Here is a 22,704-nt window from a genome sequence, read left to right on the forward strand (position 1 = left end):
GAAAACGCTTGTCTTTCGAGGCGCGAAGCCTGATAAGGAGCGGCGTTACCCATATTCGGTAATGAGTACCGCTCAGCAGGCGAAACACCGAAGAAAGCGAGCGTTTGGCGGGCAGTCTGAAAGGATGCTTCTTCATGAAGCATCCTTTCAGACTTATGCTAAAGTTGCATTCTTTTTTATTTTACCAATTGGTTTTACTGCTTCTACTAATGCTTGATTTAACTCAGTAGTGTATCTTGCTTTTTGCTCTTTACTCCACTTTAGCTTTATTGACATAAATTCAATTACTGCGTCTTTCCATTCATATACCCAATGAATATTAAAGAACAATGCACCAGTACGGCGTATAAAAAAGTCGATTGGTTTTACAACCATCTCAAAGTCTATTGCATATACAAGTGGTACAAAGACATCTATAGGCAAATTATATTGTTTTGCTTCCATTTTATGTTGACTTGCTAACTGAAATAGCAGATCAACATTGGATCCATAAAATTTTGTAAAACGTTCAGCTTGATCTTTTGACAAATCATACTTAATTCCTTCTTTGGTCTTTTCAGAAATATATTTAGAAAATTGGGATGCTCCACCTACATGCCCACCAGAGATAGGCATATGTTTTGTCTTACTTTTTATATAGTTACCATTGTAGCCTTCCTTTTTTAGTAATTCAGTTACATAGTCGATCACCGTTTCGGCCATTTTACGATATCCGGTTAACTTTCCACCAGCAATCGTAATTAAACCAGAGTTTGAAGTCCAAATTTCATCTTTACGTGAAATTTCGGATGCACTTTTCCCTTCTTCATATATTAAAGGACGTACTCCTGCCCAACTTGATTCGATATCCGTTTTCGAGATGTTTACTGTTGGAAACATATAATTGATTGCATTGATAATATAGTTGCAATCTTCATTCGTCATTTGTGGTTTTGTAGCATCTTCATTATAAAATGTATCTGTTGTACCTACATATGTCTTTCCATCTCGAGGAATCGCAAATACCATACGCCCATCTGGTGTATCAAAATAAATTGCTTGACCGAGTGGGAATCGACTATGATCAATCACTAAATGGACACCTTTAGATAGCTGTAATACTTTACCTCTCTTTGAATGATCCATTTCACGTAGTGAGTCAACCCACGGTCCCGCTGCATTTACAATTTTTTTACCGTATACTTCATACACTTCTCCGTCTAATAAATCAACGACAATTACACCACAAACTTTACCGTCTTTATATAAGAAACCATCCACTTTCGCATAGTTCACTGCTTTTGCCCCATGAGCAATCGCTTCTTTCATTACTTCAATTGTTAGCCTAGCATCATCTGTGCGGTACTCTACGTAGTATCCGCCACCTTTTAACCCATCTTGTTTTACAAGTGGCTCTTTTTCGATCGTTTGTTCACGGTTAAACATTTTTCTACGTTCACTTCTTTTTACACCTGCAAGAAAATCATAAACTCTTAATCCTATTGATGTACTAAATGCACCAAATGTACCACCTTTATGAAAAGGTAATAACATCCACTCAGGAGTTGTTACGTGTGGACCATTTTCGTAAACAATGGCACGTTCTTTCCCAACTTCTGCTACCATTTTTACTTCTAATTGTTTTAAGTATCGTAATCCACCATGTACAAGCTTAGTTGAACGACTCGATGTACCTGCTGCAAAGTCTTGCATTTCAATTACGATTGTTGATAATCCACGTGTAGTAGCATCTAAAGCAATACCCGCTCCAGTAATACCTCCACCGATTACGATCACATCTAATTCTGTTTTATTTACTGTTTTTAAGACATCTTTTCGTAGTGTACCTGAAAATTTCATGGTTTCTCCTCCTTAAATACGAAAAAAGAGACCACAAACATCACTATAGACATTCTTCTATAGCGTGTTGTGGTCTCTCTAAATCTCCTACCGATATATTAACTTGTTTTTATTCTAACACTATACTATGTTATTTAAAAGCTTTTGTTGCTTCAATTGCTTTTTTCCAACCACTGTATAGTTCTTCTCTTTTTTCATCTTGCATTTCTGGTTTAAATCTTTTATCCATATTCCATTGTTTTGAGATTGTTTCTTGATTTTCCCAATACCCAACAGCTAAACCAGCTAAATAAGCTGCTCCTAAAGCGGTTGTTTCATTTACTTCAGGACGTTCAACTGGAACATCTAATAAATCACTTTGGAATTGCATTAAGAAATTGTTCTTAACTGCTCCTCCATCCACGCGTAATGTTTTTAGTTCAATACCAGAATCAGCTTCCATTGCACATAAAACGTCTTTTGTTTGGTATGCTAACGCTTCCAGTGTTGCACGAATAAAATGTTCCTTCGTTGTTCCACGAGTTAATCCGAATACTGCTCCACGCACTTCACTATCCCAATAAGGAGTACCTAGACCAACAAATGCAGGTACGATATAAACCCCATCCGTCGATTCAACTCTTGTTGCATACTCCTCACTTTTACTAGCATCCTTAAACATACGCATTCCATCACGTAACCATTGAATAGCAGAACCGGCAACGAAAATACTTCCTTCTAATGCATATTCAACTTTTCCATTTAGGCCCCATGCAATTGTTGTTAATAAGCCATGGTTAGATTTCACCGCTTTTTCACCAGTATTCATTAACATAAAACAACCAGTACCGTAAGTGTTTTTAGCCATTCCTTCGCCAAAGCAAGCTTGACCAAATAACGCAGCTTGTTGGTCACCAGCTATCCCTGCAATCGGTACATTTTGACCAAAGAAATGGTAGTCAACAGTATGACCATATACTTCAGAAGATGATCTTACCTCTGGAAGCATATTTTTAGGTACCGTTAACATTTCAAGTAGTTCTTCATCCCATCTTAATTCATGAATGTTATACATTAATGTACGCGATGCATTTGAATAATCCGTAACATGTACATTGCCTCCAGATAATTTCCAAACAAGCCATGTATCAATTGTTCCAAATAACAATTCACCACGATTTGCTTTCTCTCTTGCACCTTCAACATTATCTAAAATCCACTTAACTTTTGTTCCAGAGAAATAGGCATCAATTAAAAGACCTGTTTTTTCATGAACAATCTCTCCATAGCCTTTTTCTTTTAAATCATCACATATCTCACTCGTTTGACGTGACTGCCATACGATTGCATTATAGATTGGTTTTCCAGTTGTTTTGTCCCACACAACTGTTGTTTCACGTTGATTAGTAATTCCTATACCTGCAACTTGCTCAGGTTTTACATCTGCTTCACTTAAGCAAGTAGCAATAACAGCTAAAATTGATCCCCAAATTTCTTGTGCATTATGCTCAACCCAGCCTGGCTTTGGAAAATGCTGCGTAAATTCTTTTTGTGCAACATGTACTATTTTGCCATCTTTATTAAATAAAATTGCACGAGAACTTGTTGTACCTTGGTCTAAAGAAAGAATGTATTTATTCATAATCGTCCCATCTCCTCATTAAGCTACTACTTTTCTATTATTTGTATGACTTTGACTCTTTTTACTTGTCATATAAGAAACTATTAAAATACCCACTGTTACAATTCCTACATAAATAATTGCAGAGTTATGCTTTCCTTCAAAAATAATTTGGTAGAATAATCCTGCAAGTGACCCTCCTAATATTGGCCCAACAACTGGAATCCAAGCATATTTCCAATTCGAACCGCCCTTACCAGGAATAGGTAGTAAAAAGTGTGCAATGCGAGGTCCTAAATCACGCGCTGGATTAATTGCATAACCAGTTGTCCCACCTAATGATAAACCAATGCTGACAATTAAGAAACCTACGATAAAAGGGTTTAAACCGTCTGCAAATTTATTTGAACCAATAGCTAAAATACCAAACACTAAAATGAACGTTCCAATCAATTCACTTAAAAGATTTGCAAATGTATTAGGTATCGCAGGACCAGTTGCAAATACACCTAATTTTGTTCCAGGATCTTCTGTTTCTTTCCAATGCGGTAGGTAATGTAAATAAACAATTGTTGCTCCAATCATAGCACCAATCATTTGTGCTCCAATGTATTCAGGTACTTTACTCCATGGAAATGAGCCTTTAAAAGCTAAACCTAATGTAACAGCTGGATTTAAATGAGCTCCGCTAATACTTCCTACTGCATAAACAGACATTGCAACTGCTAAACCCCATCCAAGAGTTATTACGATCCAACCTGAATCCTTAGCAAAAGATTTTTTCAAACTTACACCTGCACAGACTCCTCCACCTAAAACAATTAGCAAAGCAGTTCCAATTAATTCCCCTAAAAATGCTGACATAATTTCACTCCATCCACATTCAGTTTAAAATTAAGTTTTTTCGTGATCGATCATAAATCGAATGGCCATTCTTTTTAATAAAAGCTCTGTTAAAATAAGCTGTTGATTTAATGAAAAGTAGTATTGAGATAATGAGCATGATATTAGTGCATAGCAACCTATTTAACTGAGCCAAAAAACAAAAAGACCCACAATCAATCAGTTTCTATTAATAAATAGAAACAATTAATTGTGGATCTCTTCATTTCTCCGTCACGTTTATTAACTTGTCTTTTATGCTAACCCCAATTGAAAGCGGTGTCAACAAGATTTTTCACATTTTTGCCATTATTTTAGAAATTTTTTCCATAAGTCTTTATCCGATGTGGTAATTGCTGTAGCACCAGCATTTAAAGCCGCATCTACCTCTTCAATAGTTCGAATAAATCCGCCAGCTAAAATAGGTATACCAGTTCTTTCTTTTACCTCTGCAATAACATTCGTAAGTGCTCCTGGTAACACCTCTATGTAATCAGGTTTTGTTTTTTCTAATAACAATAAACTTTTTTCCATGGCTCCAGAATCAATCAAAAAGATTCGTTGGATGGCAATAACCCCTTTTTGCTTAGCCTTTAAAATTACATTGGATTTTGTAGAAAGCAATCCATCTGGTTTGTATTCTTGACAAAGAAATTCCGCTGCATGCCCATCGCTTTGTAAACCATGTATCAGGTCGACGTGTAAAAATACTTTCTTTCCATGTTGCTTAGCAAGAGAAACTACACTTCTCAATTGCCCGATATGAATATCTAAAATAACAATATATTTATACGAAGTAGTTAATAATTTCTCTAAATCCTTTATTTTCCTAACCGCTGGTAGAATTTTTTGCTCGTGAAAATCCATCAATAATACCCCTATAAAATTTAATACTTTTATAGTACACAATATATAAAAAAAAGTCTGTACAATGAAAGAATTTTCTTGTACAGACTTTTTTTTAATTTAATTTCTACTCTCTGAACTTCGCTAGGAATAAGATGAATACTACAAACAACACATACATAACAGGATGAATTTTTTTCGCTTTTCCAGCAGCAAGCATTGAAATTGGATAGAATATGAATCCAACTGCGATACCTGTTGCGATACTATAAGTTAATGGCATTGCGATAATTGTAAAAAATGCAGGAACAGCAATCTCAAACTTTTTCCAATCGATTTGACCAATAGATGAAACCATCAAAACTCCGACTACGATCAATGCAGGTGAAGTTACCGCTGCAGTTACTACACCTAACAGTGGAGCGAAGAATAATGCTAATAAGAATAAGATTCCAGTAATTACTGCAGAGAATCCAGTGCGTCCGCCAGCAGCAACACCAGCAGTTGACTCGATATATGAAGTAGTCGTGCTTGTACCAAGAGTTGAACCAACTACTACAGCTGTAGCATCAACCATTAGCGCTTTTCCAGCTCTTTCAAGCTTGTTTTCTTTTAATAAACCTGCTTGATTCGCAACAGCAACTAATGTACCAGTCGCATCAAAGAAATCTACAATAAAGAAAGTTAAAACTACAGCAAACATTTTACCTGAAGAAAAAACATCTGGAATATGTTTAATTGCTTCACCGAATGTTGGAGCTATACTTGGAACTGGTCCTACAACTGAAGACGGTAAATCGATAATTCCGAAAATCATTCCAGCGATAGCAGTGATAATCATACCTAAAAATACGCCAGCTTTAATTTTTCTAGCCATTAAAACAACTGTGATTACTAATCCAAAAATCGTTAATAATACAGCAGGTTCATTTAATTTACCAAGAGAAACAAATGTAGCTGGATTACTTACAATAATACCTGAATTTTTTAAACCAACAAATGTAATAAAGAAACCAATACCACTACCAATTGCTAATTTCAACTCAATTGGAATTGCATTTATAATTTGTTCACGAAGACCTGTTAATGAAAGAATAATAAAGATAATACCTGATACAAATACTCCAGCAAGTGCTGTTTGCCAAGGAATACCCATTCCTAAAACAACATTAAATGCGAAGAATGCATTTAATCCCATCCCTGGTGCTAAAGCAATCGGATATTTAGCATAAATCCCCATCAAAATGGAACCGTAAGCTGCTGCTAAAGATGTTGCAACAAAGATCGCTTCTTTATTCATTCTTAACGCTTCTGGGAAATCTTTTATGTCTGATAAAGATAAAATTGATGGATTTACGAACAATATATAAGCCATTGCTAAGAATGTTGTTAATCCAGCAATTGTTTCTTGACGATATGATGTGCCTAACTTGTTGAACTCAAAATAATTACTGATGCGTTCTTTCATGTGATCCTCCTAAGTTTAAAGTCTTAAAAGTCGGTCTCTATTGTATAAAATAGAAAAGGCACTTTTACACAATGGTAAAAGCGCCTATCACGAGCAGTTTCATTCCGTTTATTACTAACCCTATAATAGTAGAATAATAACAAAATAATAGGTTAATAATTAACAGAAATCATTACTTCGTAGTCCGCCATTTACGGTGGCGGGTAGAGACGCTAGTCCATATTCACTAGCTTATACGACAAGTTATGACAAATTATTTATTTAATTTACATCCTTATCTTACAATTAGATTTTGTTAATGTCAATAAAAAAAACGAACATTTTTTATAAAATGTTCGTTTTCGTTCGTTTTTTCCATTTTTTAGTTTATTCCCACTCAATTGTTGCAGGTGGCTTACTAGTTACATCATAAACGATACGGTTTACGTGTTTTACTTCATTTACAATACGAGTTGAGATTTTTTGAAGGACATCCCATGGGATACGTGCCCAGTCAGCAGTCATTCCATCAATAGAAGTAACTGCACGAATACCAACTGTGTAATCATAAGTACGTTCGTCACCCATTACACCAACACTACGGATGTCAGGTAATACTGTGAAATATTGCCAAATTTCTTTATCTAAACCAGCTAAAGCAATTTCTTCACGTAAAATCGCATCTGATTCACGAACAATTTCAAGTTTTTGATCAGTGATTTCGCCTAATACACGAATACCTAGACCTGGTCCTGGGAATGGTTGTCTCCATACGATTGCATCAGGAATACCTAGTTCACTTCCAACTGCACGTACTTCGTCTTTAAATAATGTATTTAAAGGCTCGATTAACGTGAATTGCATGTCTTCTGGTAATCCACCAACATTATGATGTGATTTGATTGTTTGAGCTGTTGCAGTACCGCTCTCAATAATATCTGTATAAAGTGTTCCTTGAGCTAAGAAGTCCATACCTTCTAACTTAGCTGCTTCATCATCGAATACATAGATGAATTCATTACCGATAATCTTACGTTTTTCTTCTGGGTCAGAAACGCCAGCTAGTTTGCTTAAGAAACGCTCTTTAGCGTCTACTTTAATTACATTCATGTTGAAGCCTTCGCTAAACGTCTTCATAACGCCTTCAGCTTCATCTTTACGTAATAAACCATGATCAACGAAGATACATGTTAATTGATCTCCAATTGCTTTGTGAATTAATACAGCAACTACTGAAGAATCTACTCCACCACTTAGTGCGCAAAGTACTTTTTTGTCGCCAACTGTTTTACGAATATTTTCTAGTTCAACTTCAATATAGTTTTTCATTGACCAGTTCGCTTCACATTCACAAATATTGAATACGAAATTCTTTAATAGATCATTTCCGTATTCAGAATGACGAACCTCTGGATGGAATTGTACACCATACATTTTTTTAGCTTCATTACTCATTGAAGCGATTGGACATGAAGCACTTGTTGCATCTACAACAAATCCTTCTGGTTGTTGAGTTACTTTATCGCCATGGCTCATCCAAACTACGTGGTCTGAAGGTAGGTCTTTTAATAATGCTGAAGGATTTTGAATGTTTAATTCAGCTTTTCCGTATTCACGTTGGTCAGCTCTAGCAACAGTTCCACCAAAATGATGCGTCATTAACTGCATTCCGTAACAAATTCCTAAAATTGGAATATTTAAATCAAAAATAGCTTCGTCACAGAAAAATGCATTTTCTCCATATACACTGTTAGGTCCACCAGAGAAAACAATCCCTTTAGCGCCCATTTGTTTAATTTCCTCAGCAGTGATTGTATGAGGACGTAATTCACTATAAACGCCGAACTCACGGATACGGCGGGCAATAAGTTGGTTATATTGACTTCCAAAATCTAATACCACAATTGTGTCATGTTGTTGCAAAGCGGTCACCTCATCTATAGTTATTGAATTAACGTATCAGTTGTACTGATACTATTTTTCCCAAAATAAACAAAAAAAAGCCGATTTTCTCCTATAATAAATACGTAAATACGTATAAGAAGGCAGAAAATCAGACTTGATAAAAAAGTCAGGCTGCCTTCATAGTCAGGGCATGTTACGGCACCCCGGTAGAGACTCTCGACCCATATTGTCGAGGATATATGAAGAATAATGACGAATATTGTATTATTGTCTCATTCTAACACGTATAATTTTTCGGTCAAGTTATTTCATCGCATTAAAAAAAAATTATTTTTTTAAAATCATTATATCTTGAAATGAGTAAGATTATAGTGTAAAGTTTAACTAACGAACGGTAGGTAGTTTGGGATTTGTTAACTAGTTTACCTTTTTAGAATTCTAAAAAAAGATTGGTTATAACCAATGGCTCCTTATCCAAATTAAGGAGGAATTACGAAAAAGGTTCAAGACAACTTGAACACTTTTTTTATTGTTCAGTCACTAAGGAGGGAGTGTTATTTTATGAGTTGGATCTATTTAATCATTGCAGGGATATCTGAAATCGCATGGGCATTCGGTCTTAAATACTCAGAAGGTTTTACAAATATAATGCCTACAATTTTTACAATAGCTGGGATTATATTCAGCTTTTATTTATTTTCAAAATCAATTAGAGATATACCGATTGGAACAGCCTATGCGGTATTTACGGGTATCGGTGCTGCTGGGACAGTTATTATAGGAATGCTATTTTTAAATGAAACAGCTTCATTATTAAAAATCATTTTAGTTTTAATCCTTTTATCAGGAATTATTGGCCTAAAATTATCGTCAAACGATAAAGAAGAAGATAAAGGAGGTGCTGCATAAAATGGAATGGTTATATTTATTTATAGCAGGTATAGGTGAAGTAGGATTTGTAATCTTTATGAAGCTATCAAATAATTTTAAAAAGCTTACTTACTCTATTTTGTGTATCGCATCTGGATGTATAAGCTTTTTCTTACTATCAATCGCTTTAAAAGTTATCCCAGTCGGTACTGGTTATACCATTTGGACTGGAATAGGTGCCGCTGGCTCTGTATTAATTGGAATGATGTTTTTTAATGAATCACGTGATTGGAAAAGATTGTTCTTTATCACATTAGTCATCGGTTCAGTTATTGGATTAAAAATCATATCTCCTCACTAGTATAAAAAATCCCTAATTCATTGAGAAATAGGGATTTTTTGTTTTATGAATGAATTTATCGTTTATTACCATTTATTAAAACAACTTACTCCAAGTAGCCTTACCAACAATACCATCAACAGCTAGTCCACTACTTTCTTGATATTGTTTAACCGCTCTTTCGGTAATCGGTCCAAAAATTCCATCTGTTGTTACATTAAGTTTTTGTTGTACCTTTTTCACAGAGTCACCTTTTGAACCTGCTTTTAATATGCCAGGGTAAGGTATTTCATTTTGCGGATTTTTTATCGGAGGATTTAATATCGCATTAACTTGTTCTTTAAACTCGTTAAAACGTTCAAGATGGTCAACGAAGGGTTTTGGACAAGGTTTATGAGTAATATCATAGTGTCTGACTATATCATTTGCATTTAACTTAAACATTTTACATAACTCAGCAATTACTTTAACAGTACGGGAAATTGTTGCTTGTGAAATAGTTCCGTCTTTTTCCACACACATTTCAACACCTATAGAAAGTTTATTTGCATTTGGTTCTAATTCAGGTATGCCTCTGTATACTGTTCCACTACTATTTCGTTCATAATGATCATTCGCATGATAAGCGACCTCATCTAAAGGGATTATACAAATCGCTTCTTTGCCATCTACAAATATATGAGCTGATGCATACGTTTTATTCTTTATAGCATTACCATTAAAATATCTTTGATGACTTTCCGCACTCGCCCCCGGATTAGCTGTCCAATGTAGTACAATTTTTCTAACTTCTTTTAATTTTATTGATGGCCTAGTATATTTGTTCATCGAAATAAAGTTATTTCTCCATGCCGTCAATTTTAACTCTCCCTTCAATATTTAAACATGTCCGATTTCCATGCACTCTTTTGCCTTCTTGGACATGCATACTAATAAAATATTCGGAAAGGATAAAATCGTTACAAAAAAAGAAAACTCGCCGATTGGCGAGACAGAGGTTCGTTACACTTATACTTAATCCCTAAAATTGGCAACTACGTCATGTTTTCTACACTGCTGCAAATTAATACTTTCTTAATGTAATAAAAGAAGGAGAGTTTTATCTCCCCTTAGAATTTATTATGTAAATTATTTATTTTTAAGTGGCTTAACATAAATTGCTTGTGATGAGTTTACGGATATACATCCTTCTAAATCCTTTTCATTTAAAAGACCCAAATTTATTGCGGATTTTATCTTATCCCCATCAGGCTTTTTAACAATTTGGATTAGGTCAGATAAATTTAATTCTTCTAATTTATTAACTGTCATCTCTTCATCGTATTTCTCTTTTTTTCTTATGATTCGCTCTAGCTTTAAGTTATTAAGAATTAGTTCGCCTTTTTCGTACTCACCTACCTGGTGATCAAAAAAACCATGAAAAACCTTTTGTAATTCATCAAGTTGATTTTCGATTTCCTTCTTTTTTTGACTCAAATCATAGTATTCATTTAACATAGGTTCCGTAATTTTATAATTATTTTTTCTCCCCATTCCTAATCACCACTTTTCATAAGAAGTTATTTTATCTTATTGAGAAATAAGACAAGTTATGACTTGAAATATAGAAGAAATAAAAGTAAATTAACAAGTGGAAGCTAAATTAAAAGATCGACTACGCTTGATATTTTCTAAATATCAAACTTTATAAAAAAGAAAGGAATCTTGATTATGTTGAAGAGCAACAATCATGATAGCGAATTAAAAAATGTTTATTGAACCGATGCTATTACAAAATGCTGATAAACCGTTTGACTCTAATCATCATTATTTTGAATTGAAATCAAATGGTGTTCGTATGATGCTTGAAAGGCAAAATGGAAAGAATAAACTTTTTAATCGAAATGGTACAGAGATAACGGAAAGAATTCCTGAACTCGACAATATCGATTTAGATGATTGTTACTTAGACGGTGAATTAGTTTGTTATATTGATGGCAAAGAAGACTTTGAGGCAGTTACAAATCGAGTAAGTTTGATACAAGATAATAAAATATTACAAGGAAGCAAACAGTTTCCTTTAACTTTTGTCGTATTTGATATTTTACGTCATCAAAATAACAACTTAATGAAAGAACCATTATGGTATAGAAAAAAAATTCTTTCAGAAACACTAGTTGATCAACAATCAATCAAAAAAAGTTTTTTTATTGAATCTGAAGGTAAAATGTTTTTTGAACAAATAAAAACTCTAGGGTTAGAAGGTATCGTTGCAAAATCCAAAGATTCTACATATATACCAGCACATCGATCACTGAATTGGTTAAAAATAATTAACTGGAGATACGATAGCTACTTTATTACAGGCTATAAAAAACAAGGAATGGGATTATTAATCTCAGAATTGAAAAATAATGAATATGTAAATGTAGGAATTGTCGAGTTCGGAATGAATACTGGGCAGAAAAAAGCATTTTTTAGTATTACAAAACATATCAAAACGAACGAAGATAAAAATTATGTATATGTCGAGCCTTTTGTTCGATGTATGATAAAAAGTAGAGGGCAATTAAATAACGGAGAATTAATTGATCCAACATTTCATGACTTTATCGTTTAGTAAAAATATCTATCTAAAAAGTTCACAAATATTCCCCTTTAAAGTAACAGGTATTTGAATGGTTATTCCATTATTTCCTTACTTGAAGGGGATATTTTTTTACAGATATCTATTTATATATAAGCCATAACAAGAATAACCAAAAAGGTAGAGAAAACAGTAGACCAAAAAGGCATCCCCTATATAAACCAATATTCATCTAAATCATCCTTAAAATTAATTATTAATTACTATAATTGCAACCCTATTTATTTTATTCATCGGAGATTTTCTGCATAATTCAAATGGAATATTCATTAAATATTTTTCTATTAGTAGGTAAAATATACAATTTTAAATGATATTTGGTCAATATTGTTGTGTGCTAATTTGTTCTATAAGGATTTCTTTTTTTATTGTATGTAAAAAATGTTGATTTCCGTTACAAGATGCTCGCTTTCTTAAGAGCAGGAACAAGGAAAAGCAGGAGAAGGGAGAAAAAGAGATGTCCTTTAGTTTTCCTGCCTTTCCTGATCTTAACTTGTCTCACCCTTCCCGATACTCTCATAGGAGTCTCGCACCTTCCACTCCAATCAATATCTATAAATACTCTATACTATTAATTTAATAAAACATTTTTTGAAAATGTCTTTTGTAAAATATAAACAATTAACATAAAAAAAGACTTTAAATTAAGAGTGTAAATGGTAAAAATAATCTTTTATATTCCATTTACAAAAGAAAAAACCCTTGAAATTTCAAGGGTTTTTTACTTCTTTATTACATCATGCCGCCCATGCCCATGCCGCCCATGTCAGGCATTGCTGGAGCATTTTTCTCAGGTAGGTCAGCTACTACTGCTTCTGTTGTTAAGAACATTGCAGAAACAGATGCTGCATTTTGAAGTGCAGAACGAGTAACTTTAGTTGGATCAACGATACCTTCTTCGATCATGTTTACCCATTGACCGTTAGCAGCATTGAAACCAACGCCTACTTCAGCACTCTTTAATTTCTCGATAATTACTGATCCTTCTAAACCAGCATTTGTTGCGATTTGGCGAACTGGAGCTTCAAGTGCACGTAATACGATGTTGATACCTGTTGCTACATCACCTTCTGCTTCGATAGAAGCTACTTTATTGAATACGCTCATTAATGCAGTACCACCACCAGCTACAATACCTTCTTCAACTGCAGCACGTGTAGAGTTTAATGCATCTTCAATACGTAATTTGCGTTCTTTTAATTCAGTTTCAGTTGCAGCACCAACTTTAATTACTGCTACACCGCCAGCTAATTTAGCTAAACGCTCTTGTAATTTTTCGCGATCGAATTCAGAAGTAGTTTCTTCTAATTGAGCACGAATTACACCAATACGACGTTGGATCGCTTCAGTTTCACCAGCACCTTCAACGATTGTAGTGTTTTCTTTTGTTACTACAACTTTAGAAGCACGACCTAATTGAGCGATACTAGTTGTTTTAAGATCTAATCCTAATTCTTCTGTAATCACTTCACCGCCAGTTAAGATAGCGATATCTTCTAGCATTGCTTTACGACGGTCACCAAAACCAGGAGCTTTTACAGTTACAGCATTGAATGTACCACGTAATTTGTTTACGATGATTGTTGCTTGTGCTTCACCTTCAACATCCTCAGCAATGATTAAAAGTGGCTTACCTTGTTGAACAACTTGCTCAAGTACTGGTAAGATTTCTTGGATATTTGTTACTTTTTTATCTGTAATTAAAATGTATGGGTTTTCTAATTCAGCAACCATTTTCTCTGAATTTGTTACCATATATGGTGAAGAGTATCCACGGTCAAATTGCATACCTTCTACTACTTCTAATTCAGTTGTGAAACCTTTTGATTCTTCAAGTGTAATTACACCATCGTTACCAACGCGTTCCATAGCTTCAGCAATTAATTGTCCAACTTCTGGATCTGCTGAAGAAATTGCAGCAACTTGTGCAATTGACTCTTTACCTTCGATTGGTTTAGAGATTGCTTTTAATTCTTCGATTGCTACAGCAACTGCTTTTTCGATACCTTTACGGATACCCATTGGATTAGCTCCAGCAGTTACGTTTTTAAGACCTTCACGGATCATAGCTTGCGCTAAAACTGTTGCAGTAGTTGTACCGTCCCCAGCAATTTCGTTCGTTTTGCTAGCAACTTCTGCTACTAATTTTGCACCCATGTTTTCGAATGCATCTTCTAATTCGATTTCTTTTGCGATCGTAACACCATCATTTGTAATTAATGGAGAACCGAATTTTTTCTCAAGAACTACGTTACGTCCTTTTGGTCCTAAAGTTACTTTTACAGCATCAGCTAAAGCGTCTACACCACGTAGCATTGCGCGACGTGCTTCTTCACCAAACTTAATGTCCTTTGCCATCTAAATGACCTCCTTAAAATTTAAAAATCATTTTTTTATTTAAGTATTTTTATTTTATTAGCCTATGATTGCAAGAATATCGTTTTCACGAAGTACTAAGTATTCAGTACCACCATACTTAACTTCTGTACCAGAGTATTTAGAGAAGATAATGCGGTCACCTACAGATACTTCTAAAGCAACGCGCTCACCATTTTCAAGTACTCGGCCAGTACCTACTGCAACAACTTTGCCTTCTTGTGGCTTTTCTTGTGCACTACCTGGTAACACGATACCACTAGCAGTTTTTTCTTCAGACTCAACAAGCTCAATTACAACACGATCACCTAATGGCTTTAACATGCGTAATACCTCCTCAATAATCTAATCATTATTTTTTAGCACTCATTAATATTGAGTGCTAACACAATTAATAGTTTAAATAATATCAAAACATTTTGCAAGTCCGAAGCAGGCACTTTTCTTGTCGAATTTTATTAAGTTTTCACTTTTAGAATATTTACGTAATCTTTGTTGTTATTTAGGACGTGATTAGTTGATTTCCATTTAAAGATGCTTATTATCTGTAGGCTGGCTACCTTTAGTATGAGCTTTTCATCCTTGCCTGTCTGACCTTCTATACTATCTTGCATCTATACTTCTTTACAATAGCCCAGGCAAAGGCTTGCTAAAGCAATAATTTATTAAAAAATAGCCTTCCAGATAAATTAAGAATTAAAATAAAAATTGAAAATTTCTTTTAAGAAACATAAGAAACGAGTAAAATAATGTACATGTTGTTATAAACCTTTGGGTTCTGAACAATATCAACACAAAGGAGCTATCGTATTGAAAACTAGAGATTTATGGATTTTATTAACGTACGTCATTATTCAATATTCAGCAGTATTTGGTGTTCCCTATTTATTAAATAGTAATCTATATGTTGGAGTTGATCGGAAAACGGCTTCTCTTGAGGCTGTAGCACTATGGGGATGTATTAGTTTCATAACAGGACTAATTATTATTTTAATCTTATTACATAAACCAATTTACGAAGGATTTAAGAATCTTTCTTCAAATTATCGTAAAATAATTAATTGGGTCGTGCTAGGGTACTTTATCACAATGCTAACTCAAATTATTTGCAATTTAATTTTAATCTATGTGTTCAATCTACATCAAGGCTCAGAAAACACTCATAACATATTGAAAATCGCTAAGCTTAACCCAGCATTTATAATTATACCAAGCCTGATTGCGCCAATTTTAGAAGAAATTGTATTCCGTCGGATTCTATTTAAAAGCCTTTATAAACGGCTACCATTTACCGTTTCTGCAATAATCAGTTCGGTTTTATTTGCTTTTATGCACGGAGATTTACCATTCTTTTTATCTTACTTTTTGATTGGCTTTGTATTTTGTTACCTATATAAGCGAACGAATTCTATTTTAGTTCCTATGTTAACGCATATGCTTATGAACTCATTTGTTGTGTTTCAACAAATTAACTTTAGTAGCTTACATTAATAAGAAAATCAGATAAATAGGACTTTGTCTACACACAAAAACCCCCAAATGATTGGGGGTTTTTGTTTTATATTTACTGCTGTAAAAAATATGCAAGTGTTTGTAGTTCAACAGCCAAATCAATATGATGGATACGTATATGTTCTGGTACACTAATTCGAGCAGGAGTAAAATTTAAGATTCCTCGAATATTTTTTCCGTTTAATCGATCTGCAATCGATTGAGCTACTGGTGCAGGAACGGTTAATATAACAATTTGAATTTCATCATTCATAATATCTTCTAGATTATCGAGATTATAAACTGGTACGCCACCGATTTCAGTTCCAATTTTATTTGGATCAATATCAAATGCCATTTCAATTTTCGTATTGTTATTCTTTATAAAATTATAATGTAAAAATGCAGTTCCTAAATTACCTACACCAATCAAGGCTACCTTCATAACTTCATGTTGGTTAAGCGCTTTCGAGAAAAAGGTCAATAAATAATTAACATTATATCCATAACCTTTTTTACCTAATGCTCCAAAATATGAAAAATCTCTTCTAATCGTAGCCGAATCTACCTTCACTGCTTCACTTAACTCTGCTGAAGAAACTCTTTGTTTACCAGATAAAGACAAATTCTTTATAAAACGGTAATATAAAGGTAGACGTTTAGCAGTAGCTTGTGGAATTTTAATTTGTTCCGAATCCATTTTTTAATCCCCCACTTACTGTAATTCTTTTTACTATGGTGTGTAATTTGACTTTATTTTAGTAATAAAGTACTTGTTCTAATGTAAAATATACACTATATTTTGGATTTTTGACAGTATACAGTTTATTAGATAAAAAATTTTGCAATGAGGTGTTATCCATGATCCTTTTACAAGTTAATAATGTCTCGAAGTATTTTGGTAGCGACGTTATTCTTTCAAATATAAAATTAGAAGTTCAGACAAACGATCGGGTTGCAATTGTTGGACGAAATGGTGCCGGAAAATCTACATTATTAAAGATAATTGCTGGTGAAATATCATATGATGGTGGAGAAATCATTAAACCTAAAGATGTTTCGATCGGTTATCTAGCCCAAAACTCTGGTTTACAAAGTGACAAAACAATTTGGGAAGAATATTATTCTGTATTTGATCATTTAGTTGAAATGCAGAACAATATGAGAAAATTAGAATTGAAAATGACACAGGAAGATGTTTATTCTAACCAAGCTATTTATGACAAGGTTATGAATGAATATGACCATCTTCAATTTACATTCAAAGAAAACGGTGGTTACCAATTCGAAGCAGATATTCGATCAATCATTAGTGGTTTAGGTTTTAGTAATGAAGATTATGAATCAAAAATTGCTTCTTTAAGCGGCGGACAAAAAACAAGACTAGCTTTAGGTAAACTATTGTTAACGAAACCTGATTTACTAATTCTGGACGAGCCTACCAATCACTTGGATATTGATACACTTAGCTGGTTAGAGCGTTATTTGCAGTCCTATCCTGGTGCTGTGTTAATTGTTTCTCATGATCGTTATTTCCTTGATCAAGTTGTTAATGTCGTCTACGAGATATCAAATCATAAACATCAACGATTTGTTGGTAACTATAGTAAATACCTTGAGCTTAAGGCTGCTCAATATGAGCAGGAATTAAAGCTTTTTGAGAAACAACAAGAACAAATTTCTAAGCTTGAAGATTTTGTTCAACGAAATATCGCCAGAGCTTCAACTACAAAAAGAGCTCAAAGTCGTAGAAAACAATTAGATAAAATGGTAAGACTAGATAAACCTCTTGGAGATGAGTCATCTGCTAATTTTTCTTTTACAATTGAAAAACAAAGCGGAAATGATGTTCTTTCTGTTCAAGATTTATATATCGGTTATAATCGAATTCCTACCATCGATCAACCAATGAGATTTGTGTTAAATCGAGGAGATAGTGTTGCTTTAGTAGGTCCAAACGGTGTTGGAAAATCTACTTTACTCAAAACTATTATCGGAGATTTAGAAAAATTACAGGGAAATATTAATTTCGGCGCAAATGTCTTCATAGGTTACTATGACCAAGAGCAAGCAAAGCTAACGTCAAATAAAAGAGTTTTAGACGAACTTTGGGATGATTATCCTTTAAAATCTGAACAGGAAATACGAACAATTTTAGGTAATTTTTTATTTTCAGGTGATGATGTAACGAAAATTGTATCTTCACTAAGTGGTGGAGAAAAAGCACGACTTGCTTTAGCTAAACTTATGATGAAAAAAGCTAACTTCTTAATCCTAGATGAACCTACAAACCATTTAGATTTGGATAGTAAAGAAGTTTTAGAGAACGCATTATTAGATTACCCTGGTACAATTTTATTCGTTTCTCATGATCGTTATTTTATGAACAGATTATCCACAAAAACTTTTGAACTAGCAAAAGAAGGATTAACCATTTATTTAGGCGATTATGACTATTATCAATTCAAGAAAAACGAAGCGTTTGAAAAAGAACAAGCTGAAAAAGAGAGCACATTAACACAAGTTTCCCAAAATGCTCAACCACTATCTGATTATCAACAAGACAAAGAATTGAAGAAAAAAATTCGCCAAACTCAGCGTCGGATCGAGGAAATTGAGAGTAATATCTCAAAATGTGAACTTGAGATTGAAACGATTGAACTCGAATTATGTAAGCCAGAAGTATACGGTGACTTCCAATTAGTACAAGTGTTAACAAGTAAGAAAAATGATATAGAAGCTATGTTAATTGACCTAATGGAAGAATGGGAAAACTTACAAGAGTAGTAATTAAAACGGATATGCTTCAAGCTATCCGTTTTTCTTATCTACATTTTTATCCACAAGTACTTAGTTAATTTTTAGCTTTTACACAGGTTTATGCACATTATCCACAGTTGGCTACTCTTTTTATACACAATATTGTGCACAACGTTTAATAAGTTTTTAACAAATAAAAAGTACTTATCCACATGTTTATAACAAAACTGTGAATAAGTACTTCTTACATATCTTCTAAATCTAAGCCCGGATTCCCGTTTAGTGCCAAATTACCTAATTTCCCTTGTTTTAATCGAATAAATGCAGCTGCGCCAATCATGGCAGCATTATCAGTACAAAGAGAAAGTGGTGGAATAATAAGTTCTTTATCAGTAAAAATACTCATTTCTTTTTGTAACGATGCTCTTAAACCTTTATTAGCTGCTACTCCCCCAGCTAGTAATACTTGCTTAACTTCATACTCTTTTGCAGCCTTAATTGTTTTTGAAACGATTACTTCTACAACACTCTCTTGAAAACTTGCGGCAACATCGGCTGGAGATATATCTTCTCCTCTTTGTTCTGCGTTATGCATATAATTAATAACTGCAGATTTCAATCCACTGAAGCTAAAATCATAGCTTCCTTCCTCTAACCAAGCTCTTGGAAAAGGAATAGTAGCAGTTCCTTCATGTGCTAAACGATCGATATGAGGGCCACCAGGATAAGGTAATTTAAGCGTTCTAGCCACTTTATCATAAGCCTCACCAGCAGCATCATCCCTTGTTTCACCTATTACCTCAAAATGACCATCATCCTTCATATAAACTAGCTCTGTATGCCCACCTGAGACAACTAAAGCTAATAATGGAAATTGTAGAGCCTGTACTAATTGATTAGCGTAAATATGCCCCGCAATATGATGAACTCCTATAAGTGGTAATCCATGTGCAAACGCAATGGCTTTGGCAGCGTTTACCCCAATTAGTAGCGCCCCTACCAATCCTGGTCCTTCAGTTACCGCAATGGCTGCTAAATCTTCATAATCTACATGTGCTTGAGTCATAGCTTCTTCAATAACTAAAGTAATTTGTTCAACATGTAATCTCGAAGCAACCTCAGGAACTACTCCACCAAATCGTTTATGTATATCGATTTGAGTTGATACTACATTACTTAAAATTTCATTTCCATTTCTTATGACAGCTGCAGATGTTTCGTCGCAACTTGTTTCGATCGCAAGAATTAAACTCTTTTCATTATTTATCATTTTAAATTCACCCACATAACCAATGCATCCTCAAAATTATCTGTATAGTAGCTTTTTCGAATTCCACCATCTTGGAATCCTAACTTTCGATACAATCCTTTTGCCACATGATTTGACACCCTTACTTCTAATGTTAAAGTTTCTGCACCTAGACCTTTAGCAGTTTCCATTACTGCACGTAGTAACTTTTCGCCAAGACCTACTCCTCGATAATCCGGTAAAATAGCTATATTCGTAATATGTCCTTCGTCAATAATTACCCACAGTCCACAGTAACCAATGATTTTTTCATCCACTTCTGCAACTACATAATGAGCAAATTGATTCGAATATAGTTCATTATAAAAGGCATCATATGTCCATGGTGTTGCAAATGATTCTTTTTCTATTACCATTATTTGATCTAAATCTTCTTCTTTCATGATTCGAAAAGCAACCGATGAGATCATCATATCCTCCTACTTTTCTTGGCTTGCTAGCCAATTAGCTTCTGCTTCTGACAACCTTAAGTATTCTGGTACAAAATCATGTACTGATTCTTCATTTTCTTCCAAACTACAATTAAATAGTTCACTAGGTCTCTGGTTATTCATATTATCTTTAACAAAAACAGCTTTCTCTTTTAAGTTTTCAATAATAAACTCTTTATGGATTGCTACATCATTTCCAATAAATAAAATTTGTTCATTATAAGATTTAAGTTTTTCAATCCAAATACTACGATCTATATTGCAATCTTCTATAATACTTTTAGAAATAGGGCCTCTAAAATCATATAGTCCTGTAAACAATAAATTACGTCTCGCATCAAAAATCGGACAAACTAGACCATTAAAATAACGACCATTTGCAGCCAAAACTTTTAAACTTGAAACACCAATAATAGGAATTTTTAAAGTAAATGCTAATGTTTTCGCTACCGTTACACCAATTCTTACACCGGTATAAGATCCTGGTCCTTTTGCAACAACTATTTTAGATAGTTCTTTAGGCTTTATATTACATTCTTCCATTAAGCTATTTATTGCTGGCATTAATCGGACAGAATGATTTTTATTAATAAATGTAATTGTTTCACCAATTACAGATTGTTCTTTTATTAGACTGATGCCCATAACATTTGTAGATGTATCAATTGCTAAAACGGTCATTACTAATTAGCTCCTTACAAATAAATTCGTACCTATTTCCTTTAGGAATAAGTGTAATCATCCTACCATCTTCTTCATGAGTAATTATTATTTTTAAGAATTCATTTGGTAAGAAATCTGAAATTAAATGAGCCCATTCTACAACACAAACACCTTCACCCATAAAATACTCATCAAATCCTAAATCTTCATTACTACCTTCTAATCGATAAACGTCCATATGATATAAAGGAATTCTACCTTTATATTCTTTAATAATATTAAATGTAGGACTATTTACAGTTCTTTTAACACCAAGGCCTTTTGCAAATCCTTTTGTAAAGGTTGTCTTACCAGCACCAAGATCTCCTTCTAATAATACTACATCTTTTTGTTGTACTAGTTGTCCAAGGAAAAAAGCTATTTCTTGTGTTTCTTCCTCAGTATTCGTATGTAAAACAACTTCCAATTATTTCACCACCAAAATTCTAACTAATCTATATCTAACTTTGCCATATTATATCATTTCAAAACATTAAGCAGATGTCAAACGGTAATATCAATTTGAATAGTATAAGAAAAGAAACAATCACTTACATCTTTATGATATAAATAATACTTTCTCTACTAATTTTCTTGGTAATTCTTAATATAATAAAAAAAACGAAACAAGGCGTTGTTTCGTTTTAAGAATCGTATGTATGGCGGTCCCGACCGGGATCGAACCGGCGATCTCCTGCGTGACAGGCAGGCATGTTAACCGCTACACCACGGGACCATTTGGTTGCGGGGACAGGATTTGAACCTGCGACCTTCGGGTTATGAGCCCGACGAGCTACCAGACTGCTCCACCCCGCGATATTGTGGATATAAATTAATTTAGATCCATAAAAAAATTAAAACCAGGCGACGTTCTACTCTCACAGGGGGAAACCCCCAACTACCATCGACGCTGAAGAGCTTAACTGCCGTGTTCGGTATGGGAACGGGTGTGACCTCTTCGCAATAATCACCTGATTGATTGAGTTGTACTTCGTACCCTCAAAACTAGATAATGTCATTATCAAACTTGTTAGTTAAGTCCTCGACCGATTAGTATCAGTCAGCTCCACGTGTCACCACGCTTCCACCTCTGACCTATCAACCTGATCGTCTCTCAGGGGTCTTACTAGCTTAACGCTATGGGAAATCTCATCTTGAGGGGGGCTTCATGCTTAGATGCTTTCAGCACTTATCCCTTCCACACATAGCTACCCAGCCATGCTCTTGGCAGAACAACTGGTACACCAGCGGTGTGTCCATCCCGGTCCTCTCGTACTAAG

20 protein-coding genes, 2 tRNA genes, 2 rRNA genes and 2 riboswitches are annotated in these 22,704 nt (G+C 34.2%); of the genes, 5 read left to right on the forward strand and 19 right to left on the reverse strand.

Annotated elements, in window-relative coordinates; all coding sequences use genetic code 11:
- Positions 1–153: 153 nt before the first annotated feature.
- From B7R67_RS19025 to guaA, 6 genes are all read right to left on the reverse strand, one after another.
- Positions 154–1,839, reverse strand: a complete 1,686-nt coding sequence (locus B7R67_RS19025; RefSeq protein ID WP_088072569.1) for a glycerol-3-phosphate dehydrogenase/oxidase — start codon at positions 1,837–1,839, stop codon at positions 154–156.
- A 130-nt stretch (positions 1,840–1,969) separates the two neighbouring features.
- On the reverse strand, positions 1,970–3,460 hold the full coding sequence (gene glpK / locus B7R67_RS19030; protein WP_088072570.1) for a glycerol kinase GlpK: 1,491 nt from the start codon (positions 3,458–3,460) through the stop codon (positions 1,970–1,972).
- 18 nt (positions 3,461–3,478) lie between these two features.
- Entirely contained in the window at positions 3,479–4,303 is an 825-nt protein-coding gene (locus B7R67_RS19035) for an MIP/aquaporin family protein (RefSeq protein ID WP_088072571.1), read from the reverse strand.
- A gap of 327 nt (positions 4,304–4,630) precedes the next feature.
- Positions 4,631–5,188, reverse strand: coding sequence for a glycerol-3-phosphate responsive antiterminator (locus B7R67_RS19040; protein ID WP_088072572.1), 558 nt, complete (start codon positions 5,186–5,188; stop codon positions 4,631–4,633).
- Positions 5,189–5,294: 106 nt separating this feature from the next.
- Positions 5,295–6,623, reverse strand: a complete 1,329-nt coding sequence (locus B7R67_RS19045; protein WP_088072586.1) for an NCS2 family permease — start codon at positions 6,621–6,623, stop codon at positions 5,295–5,297.
- A gap of 172 nt (positions 6,624–6,795) precedes the next feature.
- Positions 6,796–6,894, reverse strand: a riboswitch (purine riboswitch).
- 107 nt (positions 6,895–7,001) lie between these two features.
- The gene (gene guaA, locus B7R67_RS19050; protein ID WP_407920412.1) at positions 7,002–8,537 is read right to left on the reverse strand and encodes a glutamine-hydrolyzing GMP synthase; all 1,536 of its coding nucleotides are present in this window, start codon (positions 8,535–8,537) and stop codon (positions 7,002–7,004) included.
- Between the two features lie 142 nt (positions 8,538–8,679).
- Positions 8,680–8,782: riboswitch (purine riboswitch) on the reverse strand.
- 298 nt (positions 8,783–9,080) lie between these two features.
- Here guaA and B7R67_RS19055 point away from each other — a divergent pair.
- Positions 9,081–9,428, forward strand: coding sequence for a DMT family transporter (locus tag B7R67_RS19055; protein WP_088072574.1), 348 nt, complete (start codon positions 9,081–9,083; stop codon positions 9,426–9,428).
- 1 nt (position 9,429) lies between these two features.
- Positions 9,430–9,750 carry a DMT family transporter gene (locus B7R67_RS19060; protein ID WP_088072575.1) on the forward strand — a complete coding sequence of 107 codons (321 nt, stop codon included), beginning with the start codon at positions 9,430–9,432 and terminating at the stop codon, positions 9,748–9,750.
- Between the two features lie 75 nt (positions 9,751–9,825).
- Here B7R67_RS19060 and B7R67_RS19065 read toward each other — a convergent pair whose 3' ends face one another.
- Together B7R67_RS19065 and B7R67_RS19070 are read right to left on the reverse strand one after the other, a co-directional pair.
- On the reverse strand, positions 9,826–10,587 hold the full coding sequence (locus B7R67_RS19065) for a peptidoglycan recognition protein family protein (protein ID WP_088072576.1): 762 nt from the start codon (positions 10,585–10,587) through the stop codon (positions 9,826–9,828).
- 270 nt (positions 10,588–10,857) lie between these two features.
- Positions 10,858–11,262: a hypothetical protein gene (locus tag B7R67_RS19070; RefSeq protein WP_088072577.1), complete on the reverse strand. Its 405-nt coding sequence runs from the start codon at positions 11,260–11,262 to the stop codon at positions 10,858–10,860.
- A gap of 214 nt (positions 11,263–11,476) precedes the next feature.
- On the opposite strand from B7R67_RS19070, the gene B7R67_RS19075 reads away from it, so the two are divergent.
- On the forward strand, positions 11,477–12,328 hold the full coding sequence (locus B7R67_RS19075; protein WP_088072578.1) for an ATP-dependent DNA ligase: 852 nt from the start codon (positions 11,477–11,479) through the stop codon (positions 12,326–12,328).
- A 759-nt stretch (positions 12,329–13,087) separates the two neighbouring features.
- On the opposite strand, the gene groL is transcribed toward B7R67_RS19075, so the two are convergent.
- Together groL and groES are read right to left on the reverse strand one after the other, a co-directional pair.
- Positions 13,088–14,713, reverse strand: a complete 1,626-nt coding sequence (gene groL, locus B7R67_RS19080) for a chaperonin GroEL (protein WP_088072579.1) — start codon at positions 14,711–14,713, stop codon at positions 13,088–13,090.
- A gap of 57 nt (positions 14,714–14,770) precedes the next feature.
- Positions 14,771–15,055, reverse strand: a complete 285-nt coding sequence (groES, locus tag B7R67_RS19085; protein WP_025672094.1) for a co-chaperone GroES — start codon at positions 15,053–15,055, stop codon at positions 14,771–14,773.
- 486 nt (positions 15,056–15,541) lie between these two features.
- Between groES and B7R67_RS19090 the strand changes: the two genes are divergently transcribed.
- Entirely contained in the window at positions 15,542–16,222 is a 681-nt protein-coding gene (locus tag B7R67_RS19090) for a CPBP family intramembrane glutamic endopeptidase (RefSeq protein WP_088072580.1), read from the forward strand.
- A 73-nt stretch (positions 16,223–16,295) separates the two neighbouring features.
- Here the strand turns inward: B7R67_RS19090 and B7R67_RS19095 are convergent, their stop codons facing one another.
- On the reverse strand, positions 16,296–16,922 hold the full coding sequence (locus tag B7R67_RS19095; RefSeq protein ID WP_088072581.1) for a redox-sensing transcriptional repressor Rex: 627 nt from the start codon (positions 16,920–16,922) through the stop codon (positions 16,296–16,298).
- A 161-nt stretch (positions 16,923–17,083) separates the two neighbouring features.
- Here B7R67_RS19095 and B7R67_RS19100 point away from each other — a divergent pair, with 161 nt between their 5' ends.
- Complete coding sequence (locus tag B7R67_RS19100; RefSeq protein WP_088072582.1) at positions 17,084–19,009, forward strand: ABC-F family ATP-binding cassette domain-containing protein; 1,926 nt, start codon at positions 17,084–17,086, stop codon at positions 19,007–19,009.
- 217 nt (positions 19,010–19,226) lie between these two features.
- Here B7R67_RS19100 and tsaD read toward each other — a convergent pair whose 3' ends face one another.
- The 8 genes from tsaD to B7R67_RS19140 all read right to left on the reverse strand — a co-directional run.
- On the reverse strand, positions 19,227–20,252 hold the full coding sequence (gene tsaD, locus B7R67_RS19105) for a tRNA (adenosine(37)-N6)-threonylcarbamoyltransferase complex transferase subunit TsaD (protein WP_088072587.1): 1,026 nt from the start codon (positions 20,250–20,252) through the stop codon (positions 19,227–19,229).
- Entirely contained in the window at positions 20,249–20,701 is a 453-nt protein-coding gene (gene rimI / locus B7R67_RS19110; RefSeq protein WP_088072583.1) for a ribosomal protein S18-alanine N-acetyltransferase, read from the reverse strand. Before rimI ends, tsaD begins: the two co-directional genes overlap by 4 nt.
- A 9-nt stretch (positions 20,702–20,710) precedes the next feature.
- Positions 20,711–21,403, reverse strand: a complete 693-nt coding sequence (gene tsaB / locus B7R67_RS19115) for a tRNA (adenosine(37)-N6)-threonylcarbamoyltransferase complex dimerization subunit type 1 TsaB (RefSeq protein WP_088072584.1) — start codon at positions 21,401–21,403, stop codon at positions 20,711–20,713.
- Positions 21,384–21,851 (reverse strand): tRNA (adenosine(37)-N6)-threonylcarbamoyltransferase complex ATPase subunit type 1 TsaE, encoded by a 468-nt coding sequence (gene tsaE / locus B7R67_RS19120; RefSeq protein ID WP_088072585.1) that lies wholly within the window; start codon positions 21,849–21,851, stop codon positions 21,384–21,386. The genes tsaB and tsaE overlap by 20 nt, the downstream gene beginning before the upstream one ends.
- Before the next feature lie 233 nt (positions 21,852–22,084).
- A tRNA-Asp gene (locus B7R67_RS19125) sits at positions 22,085–22,160 on the reverse strand.
- 3 nt (positions 22,161–22,163) lie between these two features.
- Positions 22,164–22,240 (reverse strand) — tRNA-Met (locus tag B7R67_RS19130).
- A 43-nt stretch (positions 22,241–22,283) separates the two neighbouring features.
- Positions 22,284–22,399, reverse strand: a 5S ribosomal RNA gene (gene rrf, locus B7R67_RS19135).
- Between the two features lie 55 nt (positions 22,400–22,454).
- Positions 22,455–22,704, reverse strand: a 23S ribosomal RNA gene (locus B7R67_RS19140); the annotation flags it as partial.

It is taken from the genome of Gottfriedia luciferensis (assembly GCF_002156865.1).
GTDB classification, from domain to species: Bacteria; Bacillota; Bacilli; order Bacillales; family Bacillaceae_G; genus Gottfriedia; species Gottfriedia luciferensis.

Excerpts from the sequence above, each read along its gene's own strand:
- B7R67_RS19025 (WP_088072569.1), bottom strand. The coding sequence starts at position 1,839 with ATGAAATTTTCAGGTACACTACGAAAAGATGTCTTAAAAACAGTAAAT.
- groL (WP_088072579.1), bottom strand. The coding sequence starts at position 14,713 with ATGGCAAAGGACATTAAGTTTGGTGAAGAAGCACGTCGCGCAATGCTA.
- B7R67_RS19095 (WP_088072581.1), bottom strand. The coding sequence starts at position 16,922 with ATGGATTCGGAACAAATTAAAATTCCACAAGCTACTGCTAAACGTCTA.
- tsaB (WP_088072584.1), bottom strand. The coding sequence starts at position 21,403 with ATGACCGTTTTAGCAATTGATACATCTACAAATGTTATGGGCATCAGT.
- B7R67_RS19035 (WP_088072571.1), bottom strand. The coding sequence starts at position 4,303 with ATGTCAGCATTTTTAGGGGAATTAATTGGAACTGCTTTGCTAATTGTT.
- groES (WP_025672094.1), bottom strand. The coding sequence starts at position 15,055 with ATGTTAAAGCCATTAGGTGATCGTGTTGTAATTGAGCTTGTTGAGTCT.
- B7R67_RS19055 (WP_088072574.1), top strand. The coding sequence starts at position 9,081 with ATGAGTTGGATCTATTTAATCATTGCAGGGATATCTGAAATCGCATGG.
- tsaD (WP_088072587.1), bottom strand. The coding sequence starts at position 20,252 with ATGATAAATAATGAAAAGAGTTTAATTCTTGCGATCGAAACAAGTTGC.
- B7R67_RS19060 (WP_088072575.1), top strand. The coding sequence starts at position 9,430 with ATGGAATGGTTATATTTATTTATAGCAGGTATAGGTGAAGTAGGATTT.
- rimI (WP_088072583.1), bottom strand. The coding sequence starts at position 20,701 with ATGATCTCATCGGTTGCTTTTCGAATCATGAAAGAAGAAGATTTAGAT.
- B7R67_RS19040 (WP_088072572.1), bottom strand. The coding sequence starts at position 5,188 with ATGGATTTTCACGAGCAAAAAATTCTACCAGCGGTTAGGAAAATAAAG.
- B7R67_RS19070 (WP_088072577.1), bottom strand. The coding sequence starts at position 11,262 with ATGGGGAGAAAAAATAATTATAAAATTACGGAACCTATGTTAAATGAA.
- glpK (WP_088072570.1), bottom strand. The coding sequence starts at position 3,460 with ATGAATAAATACATTCTTTCTTTAGACCAAGGTACAACAAGTTCTCGT.
- B7R67_RS19100 (WP_088072582.1), top strand. The coding sequence starts at position 17,084 with ATGATCCTTTTACAAGTTAATAATGTCTCGAAGTATTTTGGTAGCGAC.
- B7R67_RS19075 (WP_088072578.1), top strand. The coding sequence starts at position 11,477 with ATGTTTATTGAACCGATGCTATTACAAAATGCTGATAAACCGTTTGAC.